This window comes from Acidovorax sp. SUPP2825 (genome assembly GCF_030158995.1).
Taxonomy (GTDB): domain Bacteria; phylum Pseudomonadota; class Gammaproteobacteria; order Burkholderiales; family Burkholderiaceae_C; genus Paracidovorax.
The window spans coordinates 150,224-172,764 of record NZ_BQXK01000002.1; the positions used below are offsets into that span (position 1 = coordinate 150,224).

A 22,541-nucleotide genomic window follows, 5' to 3' on the forward strand; every position below is an offset into this window, starting at 1 on the left:
ACCTTGCCCCGGCCGGGCCTTCGCCCGGCTGCCAGGGGCGGTTCGCATACCAAAGGATCACCATGCCGATGTCTTCTCTTCGCCGCTTTTCCGCTCTCGCCACCACCGCCCTGCTGGCAGCAGCCGCCGCCACCGCGCACGCCGCGCCGGACGAATCCGCCCGGGCCCGCTACGAGCGCGACCGCCAGGCCTGCCTGAGCGGCAACACGCAGCAGTCCCAGGCCGTGTGCCTGCAGGAAGCGGGTGCGGCCCTCGAATCGTCGCGCACTGGTCAGTTGACCAATCCGGGCGCCCAGGCCGAGCAGAGCAATGCGGTGGACCGCTGCGCCGTGTTCAAGACGCCCGAAGAACGTTCCGCCTGCCTGGACCGCGTGAAGGGCCCGAGTGCCGTGTCCGGCTCGCCCGCCGCGGGCGGCGTGCTGCGCGAGAGCACCACGACCACCATCGTGCCGGCCCCCGCCACGCCACCAGCGCGTTGATTGCCGTGGATGCAGGCCGAGCCCGCGGCCGAGCCGCGTCAGGCCAGCTGCGTGCGCATGGCGCCGATCACGCCGGCGTAGTCGGGCTTGCCGAAGATCGCGCTGCCCGCCACGAAGGTGTCCGCGCCCGCATCCGCCACGCGGCGGATGTTGTCGGTCTTGATGCCGCCGTCCACTTCCAGGCGGATGTCCTTGCCGCAGGCGTCGATGCGCCTGCGCACGGCCTCGATCTTTCGCAGAGCCGAGTCGATGAAGCTCTGGCCGCCGAAGCCCGGGTTCACGCTCATGATGAGGATGAGGTCGATGTCGTCGATCACCCAGTCGAGCACGTCGAGCGGTTCGGCGGGGTTGAACACCAGGCCGGGCTTGGCGCCCTTGGCGCGGATGGCCTGCACGCTGCGATGCACGTGGGCCGAGGCGTCGGGGTGAAAGCTGATGTAGTCGGCGCCGGCATCGGCGAAAGCGGCGGCCAGCGCATCCACGGGCTGGACCATCAGGTGCACGTCGATCGGCACGGGCTGGCCGTTCGGGGTCTTGGCGTGGGGCTTCAGCGCCTGGCAGATCATGGGCCCGAACGTCAGGTTGGGCACGTAGTGGTTGTCCATCACATCGAAGTGGATCCAGTCGGCGCCGGCGGCGATGACGTTCTTCACTTCGTCGCCCAGGCGGGCGAAATCGGCGGACAGGATCGAGGGGGCAATGCGGTAGGTGCGGCTCATCCCCCGATTGTCGCAGCAGCCCGCGGCGCTCCGGAAGGCACGGCCGCCGGCCCGGGTACCATTGCGCCCATGCCGAAGTACCAGTTCCAGGCCGAGGTGCAATCCCAGTACCTGCCCGAGCAATCCACGCCCGACGAGGGCTTTTATGGCTTCGCCTACACCATCACCATCACGAACACGGGCGACATCCCCGCCCAGTTGATCTCCCGCCATTGGGTCATCAGCGACGCGCGCGGCCACACCGAAGAGGTCAAGGGCCTGGGCGTCGTCGGGCAGCAGCCGCTGCTCAAGCCCGGGGAATCCTTCCAGTACACGAGCGGCTGCCGCCTGCGCACGGCCAGCGGCAGCATGCACGGCCGCTATTTCTGCGTGGCCGAGGACGGCGAGCCGTTCGAATGCCCCATTGCGCTCTTCGTGCTGGAAGCCGTGTCCGGCGACGCCTCGGGCGCTCCCCTGAACGGCAGAGTGCTGCATTGAAGCGCCAATCCAATGACCTGGGCCACCTGCTGGCCCAGTTGGATGCGGGCGCGCCGCTGGCGCAGCGCCACCTTTGGCTGATCTCACTGCTGGACTGGGTGCGGGGCAACCGCCGCTCGGTCGAGGCCGCGGTCGGCCGCATGCAGCTGTTCGTGGAGGCCATCGAAAAGGACGATGCCGCGCGCCAGCGCCTGCAGGACTGGTGGAGCGCGCTCGTCGGCACGGTGGACATCACCACCTTGCTGGCCGATTTCGGCTTCGCGCCGCGCACGGCCCTCGCCAGCGAGGTGGCGGAGCGCCTGCGCTACAAGCTGCTGCCCGGCAGCCCGGAGACCATCGACGCGTCCGAGCTGTTCATGCTGGCGCTGCCCTACGATTTCGATGCGCTGTGGCTGGCGGCCCTGGACGAGGCCCTGCTCGCGCGGCTGCTGTCGGCCATGGCGCCGGCCGAGGCGCCGGGCGCCACCCGCTGGCAGCGCGCCCTGCTGGACGCCATCACCTATTGCGCAGGGCAGATCCTGTCCACCGGCTTCGCGCCCGAGTTGCGCCTGCGCATGAGCGAGGCCGCGCGCGACGCGCAGCCGTTCCACGCCCTGATCCGCGACGTGGAGAGCGTGCGCGTGGAGGTCCTGCACCAGCTGCGCACCACCGACCGGCTCGACGAATCCGTGCAGCGCCTGCGAGAACGGCTCGATGCCTGCCGCGCCGCCGCGGCCACCGTGTATTCGCACTTCGAGGACAACGGCATTTCGGTGGGCCTGGTGTTCCGGCTGCGGCAGTTGCGCGAGCGCATCCTGCGCGTGCGCGAGCTGCTGGACTGCCTGCTCTCGCCCACGCCCGCCCCCACCGCCGCCCGCCTGATGGCGCGGCTGGTCACCGTGGGCCGCGAACGGCGCAGCCTGCGCGCGCTGCTGGCGTCCAACTCGTCGCTGCTGGCGGCCAAGGTGGCCGAGCGCAGCGCCGAGACGGGCGAGCACTACATCACGCGCACCGGCGCCGAATACCGCGCCATGGTCGGCAAGGCCGCGGGCGGCGGCCTGGTGATGGCCTTCACCACCCTCATGAAGTTCGGCCTGGCGGCACTGGCGCTGTCGGCCTTCTGGGGCGGCTTCTGGGCGGGCGTGAACTATTCGGTGAGCTTCGTGCTGATCCTGCTGCTGCACTTCACGGTGGCCACCAAGCAGCCCGCGATGACCGCGCCGGCCATGGCGGCCAAGCTCAAGGACCTGCACTCCGATGAGGCCGTGGTGTCCTTCGTGGACGAGGTCACGCACTTGGTGCGGTCGCAGGTGGCCGCGGTGCTGGGCAACGTGCTCGTGGTGTTCCCGACCGTGATCGGCATCACGCTGCTGATCGCCAAGGGAACCGGGCAGACGGCCATCAGCACGGCCCAGGCCCACCACGTGCTGGAGTCGCTGCACCTGCTCGGGCCCTCGCTGCTGTTCGCGGCCTTCACCGGTGTGCTGCTCTTCGCCTCCAGCATCATCGCGGGCTGGGCGGAGAACTGGTTCGTGCTGCACCGCCTGGATTCGGCCGTGCAGTACAACCCGCGCATCACCCGGCTGCTGGGCACGGCGCGCGCCGCGCGCTGGGCGCACTTCCTGCGCGAGAACCTGTCCGGCTTCGCCGCCAACATCTCGCTGGGCTTCATGCTGGGGCTGGTGCCGCCCATCGCCTCGTTCTTCGGGCTGGGGCTGGACGTGCGCCACGTCACGCTGTCGTCGGGCCAGCTGGGCGCGGCCAGCACGGCGCTGGGCCTGCCGGTGCTGCACATGCCGCAGTTCTGGTGGGCCGTGGCCACGATACCGCTGCTGGGCGCGCTGAACGTGTCGGTGAGCTTCTACCTGGCCTTCCGGCTCGCCCTGCGCGCGCACAGCGTGACGGGGGTGGAGCGGGCCCGCGTCTATGCGGCCCTGCGCTCGCGCCTGCGGCGCGCGCCGCTGGAGTTTTTCATGCCCGCCCGGCGCGCGGCCTGAGCCCTGTTAAAAGGTCTTTTCCGCCGCCTGGATCCGCCCCGGAATGGAGGCCTCCGTCCTACAGGGTGGGGCCACCCTAACGGGTAAATTCGGGCGACCCCGGGGTCGGGCCGCTGCGCGCCGAGGGGGCTTCGCGAAGGCCGACCCAACCCTGCAGGCCTGGCGCCTGCGCGAAGAGGACATACAAAGAATGGATGAAATCCTGAGCTTCTGGGCGCAATGGTTGCGCCCTTCGGCCGGGTTGCCCACCGTGCAATGGTCGCTGCTGCTCGCAGTGGCCGCGGTATCGGGCTACCTTTTCCAACGCCATATCGGCCTGCCCAAGGTGGTCGGCTACACCCTGGTCGGCACCATCGCCGGCCTGCTGGGCTTCACCGGCGCCGTGTGGCCGCTGCAGGGCATCAGCCTGTTCCTGCTGGAGCTGGGCATCGCGCTGGTGCTGTTCGAGGCGGGCGGGCGCATTCCGCTGCGCTGGTTCCGCCACAACCCGATGGTGCTGGTGCAGAGCATCGCCGAATCGGCCCTGACCTACTTCGCCGTGTACTACGTGCTGATGTGGCTGGACGTGCCCCAGCGCGCCGCCGGACCGCTCGCCCTGGTGGCCCTGGCCGCCTCGCCCGCGGTGCTCAGCCGCGTGGTGGCCGACACACGCGCCGCCGGCCCGGTGACCGACCGCGCCATGGTGCTGGCCACGCTCTCCACGCTGTACGCCCTGACGCTGGGCAGTGCCACGGCGGAGCTGATCAACCGCCCCGCCGCGCGCATCATGGACACCATCTACCCGGTCATGGTGGTGCTGGGCGTCTCGATCATCGTCGGCGCCGTGCTGGCCCTGGTGCTGCGCATGGCGCTGCGCTTCATGAGCCCCACCAGCGAGAACACCTCGTTCCTGCTGCTCACCCTCATCGCCGCCGGCACGGCCGTCGCGGCGCACATGGGCGGCTCCGCGCCGCTGGCCGCGCTCCTGGCCGGCATGCTGCTCAAGCAGCTCAATCCGCGCCCCTGGGCCTGGCCGCGCCAGATGGGCACGGCCTCGTCTTTGCTGACCATGCTGATGTTCGTGCTGGTCTCCACCGTGGCGGCGCAAGCCGACTGGAGCGGCCCGGTGGCCGGCGTCGTGCTGGCCCTGATCGTGGTGCGCCTGGCGGCCAAGGCCCTGGGCGTGGCGGTGGGCAACGTGGGCAGCGGCGCCAGCTGGCGCCAGGCCCTGTGGGTGGGCTGCGCGATGACGCCGATGTCGTCCATCGCGCTGCTGATCGCATCGCAGTTCGTGGTGGCCTCGGCCTCCACCGGCCAGCTGATCGCCCGCGTGGCGCTGCCGGCCATCCTGGTCATGGAAGTGCTGGGGGCCGTGATCGCCACCGTCGCCATCTACCGCGCGGGCGAGAGTTCGAAACCCTGGGCGCCGCTCTCGCGCGCCGCCAACGGAGACAACAGCCGTGAGTCTTGAAGCCTTCCACCATTCCGAGCCCCTGACGCTGGGCGTCGAGCTGGAGCTGCAGCTCGTCAACACGCACGACTACGACCTCGCGCCCTATGCCGAGGACATGCTGCGCCTCATGCACAAGACGCCGCTGCCCGGCAGCGTCGTGCCCGAGATGACCAACAGCATGATCGAGATCTCCACCGGCGTGTGCCATAGCAGCAGCGAGGTGCTGGGCCAGCTCACGCAGATCCGCGATGCGCTGGTCAAGAGCGCGGACAAGCTCAACATCGCCGTGGCCGGCGGCGGCACGCACCCGTTCCAGCAATGGCACGAGCGGCGCATCTATGACAAGCCGCGCTTTCGCGAGCTGTCGGAGCTGTACGGCTACCTGTCCAAGCAGTTCACGATCTTCGGGCAGCACGTGCACATCGGCTGCCCGGACGCCGACGCGGCGCTGCTGATGCTGCACCGCATGTCGCGCTACATCCCGCACTTCATCGCGCTGTCGGCCTCCAGCCCCTACGTGCAGGGGCAGGACACGGCGTTCGATTCCGCCCGGCTCAACTCGGTGTTCGCGTTCCCGCTGTCCGGCCGCGCGCCCATGGCGCTCACCTGGACCGACTTCGAGCACTACTTCGACAAGATGACGCGCACGGGCGTGGTCAAGAGCATGAAGGACTTCTACTGGGACATCCGCCCCAAGCCCGAGTTCGGCACCATCGAGATCCGCGTGTTCGACACGCCGCTCACCGTGGAGCGCGCCGCCGCGCTCGCCGGCTTCGTGCAGTCGCTGGGTGCGTGGTTCCTCGCCGAGCAGCCCTTCATGCCGACCGAGGACGACTACCTCGTCTACACCTACAACCGCTTCCAGGCCTGCCGCTTCGGCATGGACGCGGTCTATGTGGACCCGGCCACGGGCAGCCACATGCCGCTGCGCGACCACATCCTGCAGACGATCGACCACATCGCGCGGCACGCGGGTGTCACCGGGGCGTCGAGCGCCCTGCACATGCTGCGCAGCGAGGCCGACGCCGGCCAGAACGACGCGCGCTGGCTGCGCGAGCGCCAGCGCAACGAGCAGTTGCTGGGCGAGGTGAGCCGGCAGGCGGCGCAGCGCTTTCGGGGCGCGGTGTCCTGACGGGCCGACGGCAGGCCGCGCCCATGGCGAACGCCACGCTTCGCGCGCTGCGCGCCGACATCACCCGGCTGGCGGTGGATGCCATCGTCAACGCGGCCAATTCGTCGCTGCTCGGCGGCGGCGGGGTGGATGGCGCCATCCACCGCGCGGCCGGCCCGGAGCTGCTGCACGAATGCCGCCTGCTGGGCGGCTGCAAGCCCGGGGAGGCGAAAGCCACCCGGGGCTACCGGCTGGCGGCCCCCGTCATCGTGCACACGGTCGGCCCGGTGTGGCGCGGCGGCTCGAACGGCGAGGCGGAGCTGCTGGCCTCCTGCTATCGCAAGTCGATTCTGCTGGCGAGCGAACGCGGGGCGAGGACGGTGGCGTTTCCCTGCATCAGCACGGGCATCTACGGCTACCCGATCGAGCAGGCGGCGGTGGTGTCCGTCGATGCAGTGCGCGCCACCCTCGAACAGACGCCGGATGTTCGGGAGGTGACCTTCTGCTGCTTCTCGGAGCAAGACCTGTCCGTGTACCGGGCGGTGCTCGCACAACAAGCCGAATAGCCCCGGGATGCCCCTGGAGGCGGCATCTTTAAAACCAATGAGAATATTGATTGATTTTTAAATTCTCAATGGTGATATAATGCCCTTTGTTGCAGTCCTGGCGCCTGACCCGTGCCGTCACCGCAACGCTTGCTGGGAACCGGCCATCGGCCCCCGGCAGGCCGCCTTTTGCGACCTTCGTCGCCCTGTCGATCTGCCGAGCTGCAGCCGACCGAGTTCCTCGATGCTCACGCAGGCCCTCTCCCGCCTGCGATCCTGAATGAATTAGATTTCCAAGACCGCCATTCCCATGGGCCAGTACGTCGTCTCGCCCTCGACACACCCGACCGACTGTGGCCGCTTCCGCGCCTCCTTCTCGGTCCATCGATCCCAGGGTAACGGCAGCTACTGCCGCGTATTCCGTTTCGACAAAGCCTTTGCATCCCGCGAAGCCGCCCGGCTCTTTGCCATCACCCAGGGCTGGCTGCAAACGAGCATGCCGCATCCTCCGGCGTGCTGAGGCCAAGGGTCCGCCAAGGCAGATCCCTTTTCCCCTTTCGCACCACCGTCCTCCAACGGCGCGCCATTCGTTGCGCACCTCTTTCAGAAAGGCTCTTTCCATGAGCAGCAAAATCTACGTGGGCAACCTGCCCTACTCCGTGACCGATGCCATCTTGCAAAGCAACTTTGCCGAGTTCGGCACCGTCTCTTCGGCCAAGGTCATGATGGACCGTGAAACCGGCCGCTCCAAGGGCTTCGGCTTCGTGGAAATGGCGTCCGCCGAAGTCGCCCAGGCGGCCATCACCGGCCTGCACGGCATGTCCGTCGACGGCCGCTCGATCGTCGTGAACCTGGCCCGTCCCCGCGAAGAAGGCGGCGGCTCGGGTGGCTACAGCGCAGCGGGCTACGGCGCGAACAAGCGCTCCGACGTGGGCTACGGCACGGGTGGTTTCGGCGGTGGCCGTTACTGAGCCCTGCCGCACTCCGCGCAAGACCGGCCCTCCTGGGCCGGTTTTTTTTCGCCCGGCCCTGCCTGCCGCCCCTCGGCGCGCGCCGCAGCGCGAAGGGGCATCCAATCTGGCAAAGGGCGTGAGGCCATTGCGGGTGCCGCCTGCATGACGGCCTACACTGCCCGCATGCCCTTCCCCCTCTCCGGCCCCCACGCCACCCTGGCCGCACTGCCCAGCGCAGCGGCCGGCGCGCACGCGGCCGCCAAGAGAGCGCATCGGCCGGTGCCCCCCGCACCTTCCTGAGCCCGGCGGTCCGCTCCCCTCTCTTCCTCTTTCAGCGCAACCCTCCGCCGCCGGGCCCCCGCCTCGCGCGGCCGCGGGTGCACCCTCTTTTGGGCGGTGCCCGCATTGATTCGATGGAGTGTGTCGATGCATGCAACGATTCACGGCGAGCGCACGCTCACCGAACTTGATTTCGCCCGCCTGAGCAAACTGTCCGGGCGCGAGCTTCCCCCCGCCCTGGCCGCGCTGCTGGCCAGCGCCGAGGTGACCGGCTCGCGCGCCGTCCCCGGCGACGTCGTGACGATGTACTCGCGCGTGGAGCTGGTCGATGTGCAGACCGCCCGGCGCCAGACGCTCACGGTCTGCTATCCGCGGGATGCCGAGCCCACGGCCGGCTTCATCTCCGTGCTCTCGCCGGTGGGCAGCAGCCTGCTGGGCCTGAAGGTCGGGGACGTCGCGAAGTGGCTTACGCCGAACGGCGACGCCTGCGCGGCGCAGGTGGTCGCCATCCTCTTTCAGCCCGAGGCCAGCGGCGACTACCAGACCTAGCGCGGGCCGTGGCCTGCCGCACCGTATGCTCCTGCCATGGGTGAATTCGATCTGATCCGCCGTTTCTTCCAGCGCCCCGTGCGCCGTGCCGCGCTGGGCGTGGGCGACGACTGCGCGCTGCTCGCGCCCGCGCCGGGCATGCACCTGGCCGTCTCCAGCGACATGCTGGTGGAGGGCCGCCATTTCTTCGCCGACGTCGATCCCGAGGCGCTCGGCCACAAGGCGCTGGCGGTCAACCTGAGCGATCTGGCCGCGTGCGGCGCCCGGCCGCTGGCCTTCACGCTCGCCCTGTCGCTGCCGCGTGCCGACAGCGACTGGCTGGAGCGCTTTTCGCGCGGGCTGCTGGCGCTGGCCGATGCGCACGGCTGCGAGCTGGTGGGCGGCGACACCACGGGCGGGCCGCTCAACATCTGCATCACCGTGTTCGGCGAAGTGCCCGCCGGCCAGGCCCTGCTGCGCAGCGGCGCGCGCGCGGGCGACGACGTGTGGGTGAGCGGCACGCTCGGGGACGCGCGGCTGGCGCTGGAGGCGCTGCGCGGCGAGCGCACCCTGCCCGCGCCCTGGCTGGCCCAGGCCCGCGAGCGGCTGGAGCGCCCCACGCCGCGCGTGGCACTGGGGCAGGCCCTGCGCGGGCTGGCCCGCAGCGCCATCGACGTGAGCGATGGGCTGGTGGGCGACCTGGGCCACATCCTGCAGGCCTCTGGCGTGGGGGCCCGCATCGACACCCAGAATGCTATTGAATTAATAGCAGCAGGGACAATAAGTACTAGGGCATCGGGGGCGTTTGACCACGAAACCCTGCTGCGCTGCGCCCTGGCCGGGGGCGACGACTACGAACTGCTGTTCACTGCCGCGCCTGACCGCCGCGCCGAGGTCCAGGCCGCTGGCCAGGCAACGGCCACGCCCGTGGCCCGCATCGGCACCATCGAGGCCGCGCCCGGCCTGCGGCTGGTGGATGCCCAAGGCCAGCCCCTCCCTCACCAGTACTCGTCATACGACCACTTCCGCTGATCGGCAGCGCAATCACTTGCGGGACATCGCCGCCCCGGCAAAGCGGCAGTTGTCGTACCACTTTGTGACGAAATGCCACTGAAATCACGCTTTCGGCCGTCCCGACATTGGCGGCCGATACCGGCCGCGCAATCGTTTGCGCCTAAGTAGGTACTAACTCGAAGCGCCTTACCAAAGGCTTACAAGCCCTCTGGAGCGTGGCAGACCGGGTAAACACGCATCGCCTCCTCTCCCCGGCCTCCCACAATCGCCGCCAAGTTGTACGACATCCTTCAAGATGATCTACACAACAAGACAGCCGGGATCCCCAGGCTGCGATCGCCGCGCCGACGGCGCGTGCATTCCTTGCATCGAAGACGAGAGGAGACATTCCATGAAACGCAGAGATTTCGCGCTGACAGCGCTCGCGCCGCTGTGGCTCACCGCCTGTGGCGGCGGTTCGGGCGGCGCATCCGGCCCGCAGGGAGAGGCGGCCACCGCGCTGCGGCGCGCCGCCGACGACATGGACGAGGTGGTTTCGTACCGCGGCGGCTACGTGTGGTCGTACTCGCCCGACCTGAAGCAGACCTTCGGCGAGATGGAGGCCTACCGCACCATGTGCTGGATCCAGCCGCCGGGCACGCCCTCGGTCGGCCACGTGTACCTGGACGCCTACCACGCCACCGGCGACGAGCGCTTCCTGCAGGCCGCCGAGCGCACCACACTGGCCATCGTCGCGGCGCAGCACGCCTCGGGCGGCTGGAACTACATCCACGACTTCGCGGGCGAGGCGTCGCTGCGCCAGTGGTACGACACCATCGGCAAGAACGGCTGGCGGCTGGAGGAGTTCCAGCACTACTACGGCAACGCCACGTTCGACGATGCGGGCACGGCCGTGGCCTCGCAGCTGCTGCTGCGCATGTATGTGGAAAAGCGCGACGTGCGCTTTCTCGCGCCGCTGCAAAAGGCCATCGACTTCGTGCTGAACGCGCAGTTCGGCCCCGAATACGGCGTGGCGAACGGCGGCTGGCCGCAGCGGTTCCCGCACTTTCCCGGCTCGGTCGGCGCCATTCCCTCGCCCCACCCCGAGCAGGTGCCCGCGGGCGCCCATTCGGGCATGGAAGACGGCGACTACACGCTGCACGTGACCTTCAACGACGACGTGATGGGCGAGAACATCAAGTTCCTCACGATGTGCGTGATGGCGCTGGGCGAGACGCGCCTGCTGGCCCCCATCGCACGCGCCATGGAGTGCATGCGCCTCATGCAGCAAAGCGGCCCGCAGGCTGGCTGGAGCCTGCAGCACCTGTCGCGCCCCATGGCCGGCCGCCCGGCCGGCGCACCGGCCGGCGCGCGCAGCTACGAGCCCCGCTCGCTGGCCACACACACCACGCAGACCAACATCCGCCAGCTGTTCAACTACTTCCAGCTCACGGGTGAGCGCCGCTATCTCGCGCGCATCCCCGAGGCCATCGCCTGGCTCAAGACCTGCCCGCTGCCGGCGGCGGCCATCGCGGGCAGCCCGTTGCTGGGCGGCGGCCGCACCCACCCCACGTTCGTGGAGCTGGGCACCAACGCACCGCTGTACGTGCACCGCTACGGCTCCAACATCCACAACGGCGGCTATTACGCCGACAAGGACTGGGCCAACACCGTCAGCCACTACTCGGCGGGCCGCGCCATCGACATCGCGGGGCTGGAGTCCACCTACCAGCAGCTCGATGGCATGAGCGATGCGGCCGTGGCCGCCATGGCGGCGCGCTCGCCCCTCAAGGCCGGCACGGCCACGCGCGCGCTGCCCCGGTATTTCTCGATCCGCGAGGTGGACTTTCCCGACCTGTTCGCGGGCGCCACCATGGCCACGCCCAAGGTGCCCGACAGCGAGGCGCAGGCGCTGGTGGACGAGCTGGGCGCCAAGGGCTACTGGACCTCGCCCGTGCCCGAGGTCGTCAACCCCTACCAGGGCGACGGCACCTCGGCGGCCTACACCGGCACCGCCTACCGCAGCAAGCACGTGGGCGATGCCTGGGACACGTCGCCCTACCCGGCCGACAACCCGCCGGAGGTCCCGCCCCTACGTGAAGCGGGACAAGCCGCAGTTCATCGTCACCTCGGAGTGGATCCGCCGCATGGGGCGGCTCATCGCCTACGTCGCACCGCAGGCGTGATGCAGCGCGGGCACTGACGTTTTTTCGCACCAGCGTCCACCGCTGTGGCCACCTGCCGCAGCCTGCCGGCCCGGGATCGGACCCCGTGCCGGCAAGCTGCCTTTCATTGGGTCGCACCCAATGGATTGGCGCACAAACTATCATATTTATCAAATAAAAAAGGGAGCAAGAAGGGCTCAACGCGACGCATTTCTCTTCCCACAGGTCGAAATGTCCGGAATTCAGATATTTTTTGATACACATTTTTGGGTTTCAAATCTATCATTTCTGCGAAATATTGCATTTCCATCTTCCCAGCCAGACCAGAGAGGAATGACATGACCCCGCGCAGCACCCTGACCGTTTCCCGGCGACTTCTGATCGCTTTCGGTACCGTCATCGGTATCTTCCTGGCGGTCGCCGCCACCTCCCTGTACAGCAGCGCCAAGCTGGCCGAGGCGGAGAAATGGAACATCCACACCTACCAGGTGCTGGACCGCTCCAACACGCTGCTCAACAGCATGGTCAACATGGAAACCGGCACGCGCGGCTTTCTGCTCAGCGGCGAAGACCGGTTCCTGGAGCCCTGGAAAGCCGGCACCCAGGCGTTCGACCAGGCCTGGACGGAGGTCAAGAAGCTGACCGCGGACAACCCCGCGCAGCAGCAGCGCCTGGACGGAATGAAGGCCCGCAACACCGAATTCACCGCCGTGGTGATCGCCTTGATGCAGGCACGGCGCGACGTGGCGGCAGGCACCAGGACCATGCAGGACGTCGTCGCGCAGTTCGGCCAGGGCAAGGACAAGGCGGCCATGGACGGCTTTCGCGCGCTGCAGGGTGAACTCGACAAGGCCGAGAGCGACCTGCTGGCCCGCCGCTCCGCGCAGGCCGAGCAGTTGCGCGCCTTCAATGTCAACGCCGTGGTGGCCGGCTCCCTGCTCGCCATCGGGCTGGCCTGTGCGCTGGGCGTGTGGGTGACGCGGTCCATCACGCGGCAGCTCGGCGGCGAGCCGGACTACGCCTCCGAGGTGGTGCGCCAGATCGCCGCGGGCAACCTCGCCGTGGACGTGAGCACCCGCGCAGGCGACCAGGCCAGCCTGCTGGTGGGCATGAAGGCCATGCGCGACAGCCTGGCGCAGGTGGTGGGCCAGGTCCGCCAGAGCAGCGACTCGATCGCCACCGGCAGCACGCAGATCGCCACCGGCAACGCCGACCTGAGCCAGCGCACGGAAGAGCAGGCCTCCAACCTGCAGCAGACCGCCGCCTCGATGGAAGAGATCACGGCCACCGTCAAGAACAACGGCGATACCGCCCGCCAGGCCACGCAGCTGGCCGACTCCGCCAGCGCCGTGGCGCAGCGCGGCGGCGTGGTGGTGGGCCAGGTCGTGGACACCATGGAGGCCATCACCGCCTCCAGCAAGAAGATCGTGGACATCATCGGCGTGATCGACGGCATCGCCTTCCAGACCAACATCCTGGCGCTCAACGCCGCCGTGGAAGCCGCCCGTGCCGGCGAGCAGGGCCGGGGCTTCGCCGTGGTGGCCAGCGAAGTGCGCAGCCTCGCGCAGCGCAGCGCCGACGCCGCCAAGGAGATCAAGGGCCTCATCACCGACAGCGTGCAGAAGGTCGACGCGGGCAGCCAGCAGGTGGAAGAGGCCGGCCGCACCATGGCCGACATCGTGGCCCAGGTCAAGCGCGTGAACGACCTCATCAGCGAGATCAGCGCCGCCACGCAGGAGCAGACCCTGGGCATCGGCCAGGTGAGCGACGCCGTGAGCCAGCTCGACCAGGTGACGCAGCAGAACGCCGCGCTGGTCGAGGAAAGCGCCGCGGCGGCGGACAGCCTGCGGGCCCAGGCCGGCAAGCTGGTGCAGGCGGTGAGCGTGTTCCGCCTGGACCACGAAGCCCCCAGCCTGCACGCAGTGGCGGCCTCCGCCCCGGCCCGCGCCGCAGCGCCCAAGCCCGCCCCGCTGCGCGCTGCGATGGCACCGCACGCGCCGGCCCGCATGGCGGCTGCGCCCAAGAAGGCCGCCGCGCCCAGCCCGAGCCAGCCGTCGCTCGCCATGGCCGGCGGCGGCAGCGAAGACGACTGGCAGAACTTCTGACCCGCCCCCGCGCACCGTCCACGGCCCATCGTCCCGCCCCGGTACGATGGGCCACCGGACGCCGCCGGGACCCCTTTTCTTCCTCCATTGCCTGCAAGAGATCCGCCATGGCCCTTTCTTCATCGCCCACCGACACCACCGCCGCCAATGCCGTCAGCAAGGGCGGCGAATTCCTCTCGTTCCGCCTGGGCGATGAGGAGTACGGCATCGGCATCCTCCAGGTACAGGAAATCCGCTCCTACGAGCCGCCGACGCGGCTGGCCGGCGCGCCGGAATTCATCAAGGGCGTGGTCGATCTGCGCGGCATCATCATTCCCATCGTGGACCTGCGTCTGCGGCTGCATTGCGCCAGCGCCGAGTACAACCACTCCACCGTGGTGATCGTGCTCAATGTCGGCCAGTACACCGTGGGCGCGGTGGTGGACGCCGTCTCCGATGTGGTGGAGTTGACGGCGGAGATGATCCGCCCCGCGCCCCAGCTGTCCTCCAGCGTGGACGACCAATTCATCCTGGGCCTGGGCAGCGTGAACGACCGCATGCTCATCCTCGTGGACATCGAGGGCCTGGTGGGCAGCGAGACGCTGGGCCGCATGCGGCCGACCCACATGAGGGCCGCCGCAGCGGCCGCGGCGGCCTTCTCCGACTGATCACCGAGCGCCTGCGGCCGCGGCTGCGGCGGGCACGGGTGAATAATCGCCGGGCGCGGTATCCTGCCGCCCGCCCCACGATTGCATCCGCCAGCCCACCCAGGAGCCGCACTTGATCCATTCCCTGCCCTCCCTGCGGCCCGCGCCCGCCGCACGGCCGACCACTTCCCTGGCCGCGCTGCTGACCTGTCTGTCCAGCGCCACAGCGCTGCTGGGCACCGGCGGCGCCCTGGCGCAGGACAGCGTGGCCTCGCGCATCACCCAGGTCACCGTCTCCCCCGGCAGCGCCACCGTGGAGCGCACCGCGCGCGTGGCCGCCGGCGCCCGCAGCGCCGTGTTCCGCTGCCTGCCCGCCTCCATCGATACCGCCAGCCTGCAGATCGCCGCAGGCACCGGGGTGCGCGTGGGCGAATTCAAGATCACCACCGAAGACCGCGACGTGGCCGCCGGCTGCGCCAGCCCGCTGGACGGCCGCATCCAGGACCTGGAAGACCAGCTGGCCGCCGTGCGTGCCGAGACCGCATCGCTGCAGCTCGTGAACCGCTACCTGCAAGGCGTGGCCGGCAATGCCGGCAGCGCGGCCGACACGCCGCCGCCCGACCGCCGCCCGGCCGCGGGCCCCGCCGCAGCGGTAAGCCCGGGCCAGATCGGCGCCACGGCCGATGCGCTGCGCAAGACCTCGCTCGACGCCCTCACCCGCTCGCACGCGCTCAAGCGCCGGCAAGAAGCGCTGGAACTGGCCCTCAAGCCCCTGGTGGCCGAGCGCAACCGCAATGCGGGCGGGCCCCGGGCGCGCGCCGTGTCGGTCGCCGTCAATCTGGCGGCCGAGCGCGAGGGCGAACTGCGCCTGTCCTACCAGGTGCGCGGCCCCGGCTGGCAGCCCACCTACCGCGCCGTGCTGAACAGCGACACCGGCGCCGTGGTGCTGGAGCGCCTGGCGCTCGTCGCGCAAAACAGTGGCGAGGACTGGACCGACGTGCGGCTCACCCTCTCCACGCAAGCCGCCACCCGCGCCACGCGCGGCCCCGCGCCCGGCGCCTGGACCCTCGATGTGGCGCCGCCCCCGCAGCCGCAGATGGCCATGGCCCGCCTGCCCGCACCGGCGGCACCCGCCGCGATGGCCGCGCCCGCCAGCGTGGCCGAGGAAGCCGAGGCGCCCAGCTTCGACGTCACAGCGTTCGCCGGCACCTACGCCACGCAGTTCGCCGTGCCCCAGCGCATCACCGTGCCCTCGAACGGCCAGCGCACCACGCTGGCCCTGGGCACGCACAACGCGGCTGCCACGCTGCTCACGCGCGCCGTGCCCGCCCGGCAGGAGACGGCCTATCTCGTGGCCGAGATCGCGCCGCCGCCGGGCGCCTGGCCCGCAGGGCCCGTGGGGCTGTACCGCGACGGCGCCTTCATCGGCAACGACACGCTGGATTTCGCGCAGGACGCCACGGCCGGCGGCAGGGCCACGCTGTGGTTCGGGGCCGACGACCAGGTGATCGTGCAGGCCGAGCCGCCGCAGGAGACCACCGGCAGCGCCGGCTTCACGGGCGGGCGCACCGAGCGCCGCACCGAGCGCGCCTACCGCGTGGAGAACCGCCACGCCCGGGCCATCGCGCTGCAGGTGCTGGATGCGGCGCCGGTCTCGCGCAACGAGAAGATCGAGGTCGAATCCCGCTACACGCCCGCGCCGCAGGACACGGCCTGGAACCGCACGCCCGGCACCATCGCCTGGCAGCAGCCGCTGGCCGCCGGCGCCACCGCGCGCTTCACGGCCACGCACACCGTGCGCTACCCGAAAGAGATCGCGCTGAGGGAGCGGGAATGAACGCCGCCCCCTTCGGCGCGGCCACGCCCGCCGCCGCACCGCGCCGCGCGACCGCCGCCTTCATGCGGTCGCACCCGGCGCACTGGATCGCCCTGGGCTTCGGCGCGGGCCTGTCACCCAAGGCACCCGGCACCGTCGGCACGCTGTGGGCGTGGCTGGCCTATCTGGTACTGCAGCAGTGGCTCGCACCCCTGCATTTCGGCGTGCTGATCCTGGCCGGCACGCTCGTCGGCTGGTGGGCCTGCACCACCACCGCGCGCCACATGGGCGTGGCCGACCCCGGCAGCATCGTGTGGGACGAGGTCATCGCCTTCTGGCTCGTGCTGTGGCTGGCCATGCCCATGGGCTTTTGGGGGCAGTGCGCAGCGTTCGCGCTGTTCCGCTTCTTCGACGCCGCCAAGCCCGGCCCCGTGGCCTGGGCCGACAGTTTGTTCAAGGGCTTCGGCTGGCGCGGCGGCTGGGGCATCGTGTTCGACGACCTGGTGGCGGCCTTCTGCACGCTGGTGGTGATCGCGCTCTGGAGGCATCTGTGGTGACACCGGACGGCATGCTATCAAAATCAGAGCATGATGCCCTAGGAAATATTGCACTGGAGGCCCATTTGGCCCACATCGCCGAGGCGCTCATGGCGCGCGGCGCGATGCTGGCCACCGCCGAAAGCTGCACGGGCGGGCTGATCGCCGGTGCCTGCACCGATCTGGCCGGGTCGAGCCGCTGGTTCGAGCGCGGCTTCGTCACCTACTCCAACGCAGCCAAGACCGACCTGCTGGGCGTGCCCGCCGCCCTCATCGCAGCGCACGGCGCCGTGAGCGAACCCGTGGCGCGCGCCATGGCCGAGGGCGCCGTGGCGCGCTCGCTGGCGCAGGTGAGCGTGGCCGTGACGGGCGTGGCCGGGCCCGGGGGTGGGAGCGCGGACAAGCCGGTGGGGACGGTGTGGTTCGGCTGGTCGGTGGCGGGGCAGACCCACAGCGAAATGGTGCGCTTCGCAGGCGACCGGGCGGCCGTGCGCGCCGCCACTGTGCGGCATGCGCTGGCGCGGCTGGCCGATCTTCTGCTTTGACAGCAAACGCCCAAGCCTCAAGACCTTGGGCCTGTGCGCCTCAAGTGGCGGTCTCTCTAGGGCCGGAGGATTCGATGCGGGCGGCATCCCAGCGCTTCAGTTCAACGGACTTCGCGAGCATGCCCAAGGTGAGCGGCACCTTCTTCTGTCGATCCCGATAGCGGCGGAAAGGCATCCAAAACAACTGCAATGGATTGAATCCTTCGTCGTGGAAGTACCGTCCGAAATCGAACCCGCTGGAATCGACGCCGAACTCCGCGAAGAAGGTCTCCATGAACTCCACCGCATCGTCGCCCGTGATGCTGAGATCGTCCTCGATCCTGGTCACTGAATGCAGGTCGCGCCGCGGCAGAACCCCGGACGCTCTTCTGGCGAACGCTTCGATTTCTTCCAGTGCCTGACCCGCCATCAAGGAATCCTGCTGTCTCACGCACCCGGCCCCAGCCGCTCCACCAGCCCCGCACTGGCCTCGTTCAATCCCACCACCTCCACCACCGCCCCGTGGTGCCGCAGCCGCTGCACCACCTTCTCCAGCGCGGCCACGGCCGTCACGTCCCAGAAATGCGCGCGGGACACGTCGATGCGCACGGGGCGCCCTTCGGCCGCGAGGATGTCGAACGCCTCGATGAACGCATCGGCCGAGGCGAAGAACACCTGGCCCGACACGTGCCAGGTGCGCAGGCCGGTGGCGGCATCGTCCTCGGCCCGCACGCCGAGCAGGCGCGCGACCTTGAACGCGAAGAACACGCCGCTCAGCACTACCCCCACGCCCACCCCGGCCGCGAGGTTGTGCGTGGCGAGCGTCACGGCCACGGTGGCGAGCATCACGGCGCTGGACAGGCGCGGATGGCGCACCACCGCGCCCAGCGACTTCCAGTCGAACGTCGAGGCCGACACCATCACCATGATGGCCACCAGCGCGATCACCGGCACGCGTGACACCCAGTCCTTCAGCGCCACCATCAGGATGAGCAGGAACACGCCGGCGAAGAGCGTGGACAGGCGCCCGCGCCCGCCGTATTTCACGTTGCCCACGGCCTGGCCGATCATTCCGCAGCCGGCGATACCGCCGAAGCAGCTGGCCGCGATGTTGGCCAGGCCCAGGCCCGCGCACTCGCGGTTCTTGTCGCTGGGCGTGTCGGTCATTTCGTCCACCACGGCGGCGGTGAGCACCGATTCAAGCAGCCCCACCATGGCGATGGCCAGCGCCGGCAGCGCGATGGCGCGCAGCGTCTCCAGCGACACCGGCACCGCGGGCAGGCCGAACAGCGGCAGCGCATCGGGCAACCGGCCCAGGTCCGCCACGGTGGGCAGCTGCAGCCCCATGGCGGAGGCGATGAGCGTGAGCGCCACCACGCAGATCAGCGGCGACGGAATGGCGGTGAGCGCCCGCACCCGCAGCCGCTGGCCCAGCCACGGCAGGCCGTAGATAAGGGCCAGCCCCAGCGCCAGCATGCCCCAGGTGGCCGCGCCCGCGCCGCGCAGGTGCGGCAGCTGCGCCGAGAAGATCAGCACCGCCAGCGCATTGACGAAGCCCGTGCGCACCGAGCTGGAGACGAAGCGCACCAGCACGCCCATGCGCAGCAGCCCGAACGCCACCTGCACCATGCCCGCCAGCAGCCCCGCCGCCAGCAGATGGCCCAGCCCGTGCGACTGCACCAGCGGCGCCGCCACGAGCGCCACCGAACCGGCGGCTGCCGACACCATGGCCGGGCGCCCGCCCGCGAAGGCGATCACGATGCTGATGACGAACGAGGCGAACAGCCCCACGGAGGGATCGACGCCCGCCACGAACGAAAACGCGATCACCTCGGGAATCAGCGCAAACGTGGCGACGGCACCCGCGAGCAGTTCGCGCGGAATGCTGGGCGCCCATTCGGCGCGCAGGCGGGCCAGGAAAGCAGGGGTCATGGAACGGCAACGCGCGCCGGAGCGCGCGTAAAAGCAAAAGGAAAGGGGAAGAAGAAGCGCCCGGTCAGGCCGCGCCGGCGCCCGTCAGGCGCCGCAGCACTTCTTGTATTTCTTGCCGCTGCCGCAGCTGCACGGGTCGTTGCGGCCGGGGGTGTCGGCGCGGCGCACGGCCTCCACGCGCGGGCCGATGCTCTTCCAGAGCTGGCGCAGGTCGTACACGGCCCAGACGGCTTCGCTGAACGACTCCAGGCGGGCCTCGCTCACGCTGGCCGGGCCGTCCTCGGCATACAGGTTGTGCTCGGGCTTGCCGGTGTCGTCCTCGGTGAGCACCACGATGTTCTCCAGCGCGCCGTCCAGCCACTGCGCGGCGTCCTTGTCGCGCGGGGCGGCCCATTCCTCGGGCCAGTTCTCCACGGCGAACATGAAGCCGAGCGCCCACACCTGGCCGAACGAGGGAATGTCCTGGCCGGCCATCTCGGCGCGTTCTTCCTCGGGCAGGCAGGCGACGGCGCCGCGCATGTCCATCACCTCGGGCTGGAAGGCACGGTCGTCCTCCAGCGATTCCACCTCGGTGGCCAACTGGCGGCTGACCTCGTCGAACCGCAGCGTCCACAACTCCATGAACCGCGCCTGCTGGGCTTCGTCCTTGAAGGCCGGCAGCAGCGGCAGCGGGGCCCCCGCGCCCTCGGTCACATCGATGGGGCCGCCGTCGTCCAGCAGCATGGGCAGGTATTCGGCGGCGGGAATGGCGCGGCGCGTGCAGGCCAGCGCGGTCAGGAAGCCGTCGCAGAACTCCCACTGCGGGATCTCTTCGGCACGGCTGCGCAGGTCGTCCAGCAGCGTGTCCAGCTCGTCGAGCGCATCGTTGTCGAGGGCGGGTTCGGTGCCGGCGGCAGCAGCGGCGGCGGCGGTGTCGTGGGAGGATTCGGTCATGGGGCGGCTCCAGGGCGCGGCGGGGGGAGAAAAAGGCTTCGTTATGATGCCGCAGCCCGCGCAAAGCGGCGAACCGGGGCGGGCGCGGCATGGCGCCGGGGGCAGGTGCAGACAGCCCCGCCCAGGGCCACGGCCGGGCCGCAGGCGGCGATTTTATCCGCCCGGCCCCGGCCGGCCCTGCCGGCCTCGGTTCGCACCCCGTTCGCAACCCCGGGCCCGGCCCGTTCCCCCTCTTTCGCACCGACCCCATGCCGACCCACGCCGATCCTGCAGCGCCCGCCCCCGCCGACCCCGCGGCCTTCCTGCGCGAGCATGCGGCCACCCAGGCGCCCAACGTGCAGAGCTACCGCCTGCCCGGCGAGCAGTGGTGGCTCAAGCGCGCGGGCGCCAGCCACGGCGCCGGGCGCTACCGCGCCATGGCGGTGCTGGCGCGCCTGCTGGGCCTGGCGGTGCTGCGCCCGGTGCCGACACCGGGCGGGCCCGCGGCCATCGCCATCGAGGTGCGGCGCCTGCAGGACTTCGCCGCGCGCGGCCTGCGCGCGCCCGAGGTGCTGGCGGTGCAGCACGACGCTTTTTTGATGCGGCACTTGGGAGCCCCCGACGAGGAAACCCATTCCCTGGGCAACGAGATCGACCACGCCGTGGCCGAAGGCCCCGAGGCCGTGCTGGCCCTGTGGCGCCAGGGCCTGGACGCCATCGCCCGGGTGCACGCCAGCGGCACCTGCCTGAGCCAGGCGTTCGCCCGCAACCTCGTGCGCTGCCCCGACGGCGTGGTGGGCTATGTGGATTTCGAGGACGACCCCGCCACCGCGCTGCCGCTGGCCGTGTGCCACGCGCGCGATGCGCTGTGCTACGCCCAGTCCACCGCGCTCTACCTGCGCCAGGCGGGCGCACTGGACGCGGCCCGCGCGCTGTGGGCCACCTGGCTGGGCGCCCAGGGCCCGGACATGCGCGCGGTGCTGGCCACCACGGTGCGCCGCCTGCGCTGGCTGCGCCACCTGCCGCCCAGCCGGCGCCTGGGCCGCGACCTGCAGCGCGTGCGCGCCGCCTACGACCTGCTGGCGCCCTGACCGCCCCCACCCAGGCGCAGAGGGCGCCTGAGCGCGGTCACTCCTCGCTCGTCCACTCCACCTGCACGCCCAGGCTGCGCAGGTTCTCCACGAAGCGCGGGTGCGCGCGCCGGATGGGCGTGGCGTTGCGGATCTCCGAGCGCCCGTCGATGCTGGCGGCCACCATGAACAGCGCGATGGCCACGCGGATGATGTAGGGGCTCTCCACCACGGCGGGCGTGAGCGCGTTGCCGCCGAAGGTCACGATGCGGTGCGGGTCGGACGAGAACACATGCGCGCCGAACTTCGACAGCTCGCCCGTCCAGCCCAGCGCCCCGTCGTACACCTTGTTCCAGAACATCGCGTTGCCCTGCGCCCGCACGCCCAGCGCGATGAAGATGGGCAGCAGGTCCACGGGAAAGTAGGGCCAGGGCGCGGCCTCCACCTTGGTCAGCACGTTGCTGGTGAAGGGCGTCTGCACGGTGAGCGGCCCCTCGCGGTGCGCGCGCGACCAGCCGTCCGCATGCTCGATGCGCACGCCGAACTTGGCGAAGGTGCGGTCGATCAGGGGGAAGTTCTCCGGCGCGCTGTTGCGCACCACCACGTCGCCGCCGGTGATGGCCCCGAGGGCCAGGAAGGTGGTGATCTCGTGGAAGTCCTCGTCGAAGCGGAACTCGCCGCCCCCCAGCGCCGCGCCGCCGTGCACCGTGAGGCGCGACGTGCCGATGCCGTCGATGCGCACGCCCAGCATGGCCATGAAGCGGCAGAACTCCTGCACGTGCGGCTCCGACGCGGCGTTGTTGAGCGTGGACACGCCGCGGGCCGAGGCCGCGCACAGCACGAAGTTCTCGGTCGTGGTGACCGAGGCGTAGTCGAGCCAGTGGTGCGTGGCGTGCAGCGGCCCGTCGCAACGCACGAGCAGCGAGCCCTGCGCGCGCTCCACCGCGCCGCCGAAGCTGCGGAACACCTCCACGTGCGGATCGATCTCGCGCACGCCGAGCGTGCAGCCCTTCACGTTGTCTTCGAGACGCGCCACGCCGAAGCGCGCCAGCAGCGGCGGCACCAGCATGATGGACGAGCGCATCTCCTCGGGCAGGCGGTGGGCGGCGGCGTCGAACGCGGTGTCCTTGTGGTGCAGTTCCAGCGTGCCGCTGGCGTGGTCCATGCGCACGTCGCTGCCCAGGGTGCGGAAGATGTCCAGGATCTTGCGCACGTCGGTGATGTCGGGCACGCCGTGCAAGGTGAGCGGCGCCTGGGTCAGCAGCGTGGCGCACAGCACCGGCAGCACGGCGTTCTTGTTGGCGGAGGGCGTGATGCGGCCACGCAGCGGCGTGCCTCCGTGCACGATGAGATTGGACATGGG

23 protein-coding genes are annotated in these 22,541 nt (G+C 70.2%); 17 read left to right on the plus strand and 6 right to left on the minus strand.

Annotated features, from left to right (window positions below; translation table 11 throughout):
- Positions 1–62 precede the first annotated feature (62 nt).
- Entirely contained in the window at positions 63–479 is a 417-nt protein-coding gene (locus tag AVAK2825_RS03200) for a hypothetical protein (RefSeq protein ID WP_284394315.1), read from the plus strand.
- A 38-nt stretch (positions 480–517) separates the two neighbouring features.
- On the opposite strand, the gene rpe is transcribed toward AVAK2825_RS03200, so the two are convergent.
- Positions 518–1,198, minus strand: coding sequence for a ribulose-phosphate 3-epimerase (gene rpe / locus AVAK2825_RS03205; RefSeq protein WP_284394318.1), 681 nt, complete (start codon positions 1,196–1,198; stop codon positions 518–520).
- Between the two features lie 69 nt (positions 1,199–1,267).
- Between rpe and apaG the strand changes: the two genes are divergently transcribed.
- The 10 genes from apaG to AVAK2825_RS03255 all read left to right on the plus strand — a co-directional run bounded on the left by apaG (position 1,268) and on the right by AVAK2825_RS03255 (position 11,695).
- The gene (gene apaG / locus AVAK2825_RS03210; protein WP_272565684.1) at positions 1,268–1,675 is read left to right on the plus strand and encodes a Co2+/Mg2+ efflux facilitator ApaG/CorD; all 408 of its coding nucleotides are present in this window, start codon (positions 1,268–1,270) and stop codon (positions 1,673–1,675) included.
- Positions 1,672–3,651: a transporter-like protein TlpB gene (tlpB, locus tag AVAK2825_RS03215; protein WP_284394320.1), complete on the plus strand. Its 1,980-nt coding sequence runs from the start codon at positions 1,672–1,674 to the stop codon at positions 3,649–3,651. The genes apaG and tlpB overlap by 4 nt, the downstream gene beginning before the upstream one ends.
- Positions 3,652–3,841: 190 nt before the next feature.
- Entirely contained in the window at positions 3,842–5,101 is a 1,260-nt protein-coding gene (locus AVAK2825_RS03220; protein WP_272565687.1) for a cation:proton antiporter, read from the plus strand.
- Positions 5,091–6,215, plus strand: coding sequence for a YbdK family carboxylate-amine ligase (locus AVAK2825_RS03225; RefSeq protein ID WP_284394324.1), 1,125 nt, complete (start codon positions 5,091–5,093; stop codon positions 6,213–6,215). Before AVAK2825_RS03220 ends, AVAK2825_RS03225 begins: the two co-directional genes overlap by 11 nt.
- A gap of 23 nt (positions 6,216–6,238) precedes the next feature.
- Complete coding sequence (locus AVAK2825_RS03230) at positions 6,239–6,760, plus strand: O-acetyl-ADP-ribose deacetylase (RefSeq protein WP_284394328.1); 522 nt, start codon at positions 6,239–6,241, stop codon at positions 6,758–6,760.
- Positions 6,761–7,049: 289 nt separating this feature from the next.
- Positions 7,050–7,259 carry a hypothetical protein gene (locus AVAK2825_RS03235; RefSeq protein ID WP_272565690.1) on the plus strand — a complete coding sequence of 70 codons (210 nt, stop codon included), beginning with the start codon at positions 7,050–7,052 and terminating at the stop codon, positions 7,257–7,259.
- A gap of 100 nt (positions 7,260–7,359) precedes the next feature.
- Positions 7,360–7,710, plus strand: coding sequence for an RNA-binding regulator (gene rbp / locus AVAK2825_RS03240; protein ID WP_284394330.1), 351 nt, complete (start codon positions 7,360–7,362; stop codon positions 7,708–7,710).
- 408 nt (positions 7,711–8,118) lie between these two features.
- The gene (locus AVAK2825_RS03245) at positions 8,119–8,520 is read left to right on the plus strand and encodes a GreA/GreB family elongation factor (RefSeq protein WP_284394337.1); all 402 of its coding nucleotides are present in this window, start codon (positions 8,119–8,121) and stop codon (positions 8,518–8,520) included.
- A 36-nt stretch (positions 8,521–8,556) separates the two neighbouring features.
- A complete protein-coding gene (thiL, locus tag AVAK2825_RS03250) occupies positions 8,557–9,531 on the plus strand; it encodes a thiamine-phosphate kinase (protein WP_284394339.1) in 975 nt (324 codons plus the stop codon).
- 373 nt (positions 9,532–9,904) lie between these two features.
- Complete coding sequence (locus AVAK2825_RS03255) at positions 9,905–11,695, plus strand: pectate lyase (protein ID WP_284394342.1); 1,791 nt, start codon at positions 9,905–9,907, stop codon at positions 11,693–11,695.
- 86 nt (positions 11,696–11,781) lie between these two features.
- On the opposite strand, the gene AVAK2825_RS03260 is transcribed toward AVAK2825_RS03255, so the two are convergent.
- Positions 11,782–11,997 carry a hypothetical protein gene (locus AVAK2825_RS03260; protein ID WP_284394343.1) on the minus strand — a complete coding sequence of 72 codons (216 nt, stop codon included), beginning with the start codon at positions 11,995–11,997 and terminating at the stop codon, positions 11,782–11,784.
- Between AVAK2825_RS03260 and AVAK2825_RS03265 the strand changes: the two genes are divergently transcribed.
- The 5 genes from AVAK2825_RS03265 to AVAK2825_RS03285 all read left to right on the plus strand — a co-directional run bounded on the left by AVAK2825_RS03265 (position 11,996) and on the right by AVAK2825_RS03285 (position 17,285).
- Complete coding sequence (locus AVAK2825_RS03265; protein ID WP_284394345.1) at positions 11,996–13,762, plus strand: methyl-accepting chemotaxis protein; 1,767 nt, start codon at positions 11,996–11,998, stop codon at positions 13,760–13,762. The genes AVAK2825_RS03260 and AVAK2825_RS03265 overlap by 2 nt on opposite strands.
- A 107-nt stretch (positions 13,763–13,869) precedes the next feature.
- Entirely contained in the window at positions 13,870–14,409 is a 540-nt protein-coding gene (locus AVAK2825_RS03270) for a chemotaxis protein CheW (protein ID WP_284394347.1), read from the plus strand.
- Between the two features lie 112 nt (positions 14,410–14,521).
- The gene (locus AVAK2825_RS03275) at positions 14,522–16,225 is read left to right on the plus strand and encodes a DUF4139 domain-containing protein (protein ID WP_349817155.1); all 1,704 of its coding nucleotides are present in this window, start codon (positions 14,522–14,524) and stop codon (positions 16,223–16,225) included.
- Complete coding sequence (locus AVAK2825_RS03280; protein ID WP_284394349.1) at positions 16,222–16,761, plus strand: phosphatidylglycerophosphatase A family protein; 540 nt, start codon at positions 16,222–16,224, stop codon at positions 16,759–16,761. Before AVAK2825_RS03275 ends, AVAK2825_RS03280 begins: the two co-directional genes overlap by 4 nt.
- A gap of 11 nt (positions 16,762–16,772) precedes the next feature.
- Positions 16,773–17,285 (plus strand): CinA family protein, encoded by a 513-nt coding sequence (locus AVAK2825_RS03285; protein ID WP_284394351.1) that lies wholly within the window; start codon positions 16,773–16,775, stop codon positions 17,283–17,285.
- 40 nt (positions 17,286–17,325) lie between these two features.
- Here AVAK2825_RS03285 and AVAK2825_RS03290 read toward each other — a convergent pair whose 3' ends face one another.
- The 3 genes from AVAK2825_RS03290 to AVAK2825_RS03300 form a co-directional block, all read right to left on the minus strand.
- Complete coding sequence (locus AVAK2825_RS03290) at positions 17,326–17,694, minus strand: DUF1493 family protein (RefSeq protein ID WP_284394353.1); 369 nt, start codon at positions 17,692–17,694, stop codon at positions 17,326–17,328.
- Positions 17,695–17,711: 17 nt separating this feature from the next.
- Positions 17,712–19,196: a SulP family inorganic anion transporter gene (locus tag AVAK2825_RS03295; RefSeq protein WP_284394355.1), complete on the minus strand. Its 1,485-nt coding sequence runs from the start codon at positions 19,194–19,196 to the stop codon at positions 17,712–17,714.
- An 84-nt stretch (positions 19,197–19,280) separates the two neighbouring features.
- On the minus strand, positions 19,281–20,129 hold the full coding sequence (locus AVAK2825_RS03300) for a UPF0149 family protein (protein ID WP_284394357.1): 849 nt from the start codon (positions 20,127–20,129) through the stop codon (positions 19,281–19,283).
- Between the two features lie 248 nt (positions 20,130–20,377).
- Here AVAK2825_RS03300 and AVAK2825_RS03305 point away from each other — a divergent pair, with 248 nt between their 5' ends.
- Entirely contained in the window at positions 20,378–21,199 is an 822-nt protein-coding gene (locus AVAK2825_RS03305) for a BUD32 family EKC/KEOPS complex subunit (RefSeq protein WP_284394359.1), read from the plus strand.
- Positions 21,200–21,236: 37 nt separating this feature from the next.
- Here the strand turns inward: AVAK2825_RS03305 and AVAK2825_RS03310 are convergent, their stop codons facing one another.
- Complete coding sequence (locus AVAK2825_RS03310; protein WP_284394361.1) at positions 21,237–22,538, minus strand: UDP-N-acetylglucosamine 1-carboxyvinyltransferase; 1,302 nt, start codon at positions 22,536–22,538, stop codon at positions 21,237–21,239.
- Positions 22,539–22,541: the final 3 nt, after the last annotated feature.

What these genes read in the sequence shown, in the direction of transcription:
- AVAK2825_RS03200 (WP_284394315.1), top strand. Translation starts at nt 63, where the DNA reads ATGCCGATGTCTTCTCTTCGCCGCTTTTCCGCTCTCGCCACCACCGCC.
- rpe (WP_284394318.1), bottom strand. Translation starts at nt 1,198, where the DNA reads ATGAGCCGCACCTACCGCATTGCCCCCTCGATCCTGTCCGCCGATTTC.
- apaG (WP_272565684.1), top strand. Translation starts at nt 1,268, where the DNA reads ATGCCGAAGTACCAGTTCCAGGCCGAGGTGCAATCCCAGTACCTGCCC.
- AVAK2825_RS03220 (WP_272565687.1), top strand. Translation starts at nt 3,842, where the DNA reads ATGGATGAAATCCTGAGCTTCTGGGCGCAATGGTTGCGCCCTTCGGCC.
- AVAK2825_RS03230 (WP_284394328.1), top strand. Translation starts at nt 6,239, where the DNA reads ATGGCGAACGCCACGCTTCGCGCGCTGCGCGCCGACATCACCCGGCTG.
- AVAK2825_RS03235 (WP_272565690.1), top strand. Translation starts at nt 7,050, where the DNA reads ATGGGCCAGTACGTCGTCTCGCCCTCGACACACCCGACCGACTGTGGC.
- rbp (WP_284394330.1), top strand. Translation starts at nt 7,360, where the DNA reads ATGAGCAGCAAAATCTACGTGGGCAACCTGCCCTACTCCGTGACCGAT.
- AVAK2825_RS03245 (WP_284394337.1), top strand. Translation starts at nt 8,119, where the DNA reads ATGCATGCAACGATTCACGGCGAGCGCACGCTCACCGAACTTGATTTC.
- thiL (WP_284394339.1), top strand. Translation starts at nt 8,557, where the DNA reads ATGGGTGAATTCGATCTGATCCGCCGTTTCTTCCAGCGCCCCGTGCGC.
- AVAK2825_RS03255 (WP_284394342.1), top strand. Translation starts at nt 9,905, where the DNA reads ATGAAACGCAGAGATTTCGCGCTGACAGCGCTCGCGCCGCTGTGGCTC.
- AVAK2825_RS03265 (WP_284394345.1), top strand. Translation starts at nt 11,996, where the DNA reads ATGACCCCGCGCAGCACCCTGACCGTTTCCCGGCGACTTCTGATCGCT.
- AVAK2825_RS03260 (WP_284394343.1), bottom strand. Translation starts at nt 11,997, where the DNA reads ATGTCATTCCTCTCTGGTCTGGCTGGGAAGATGGAAATGCAATATTTC.
- AVAK2825_RS03270 (WP_284394347.1), top strand. Translation starts at nt 13,870, where the DNA reads ATGGCCCTTTCTTCATCGCCCACCGACACCACCGCCGCCAATGCCGTC.
- AVAK2825_RS03280 (WP_284394349.1), top strand. Translation starts at nt 16,222, where the DNA reads ATGAACGCCGCCCCCTTCGGCGCGGCCACGCCCGCCGCCGCACCGCGC.
- AVAK2825_RS03285 (WP_284394351.1), top strand. Translation starts at nt 16,773, where the DNA reads ATGCTATCAAAATCAGAGCATGATGCCCTAGGAAATATTGCACTGGAG.
- AVAK2825_RS03290 (WP_284394353.1), bottom strand. Translation starts at nt 17,694, where the DNA reads ATGGCGGGTCAGGCACTGGAAGAAATCGAAGCGTTCGCCAGAAGAGCG.
- AVAK2825_RS03295 (WP_284394355.1), bottom strand. Translation starts at nt 19,196, where the DNA reads ATGACCCCTGCTTTCCTGGCCCGCCTGCGCGCCGAATGGGCGCCCAGC.
- AVAK2825_RS03300 (WP_284394357.1), bottom strand. Translation starts at nt 20,129, where the DNA reads ATGACCGAATCCTCCCACGACACCGCCGCCGCCGCTGCTGCCGCCGGC.
- AVAK2825_RS03305 (WP_284394359.1), top strand. Translation starts at nt 20,378, where the DNA reads ATGCCGACCCACGCCGATCCTGCAGCGCCCGCCCCCGCCGACCCCGCG.
- AVAK2825_RS03310 (WP_284394361.1), bottom strand. Translation starts at nt 22,538, where the DNA reads ATGTCCAATCTCATCGTGCACGGAGGCACGCCGCTGCGTGGCCGCATC.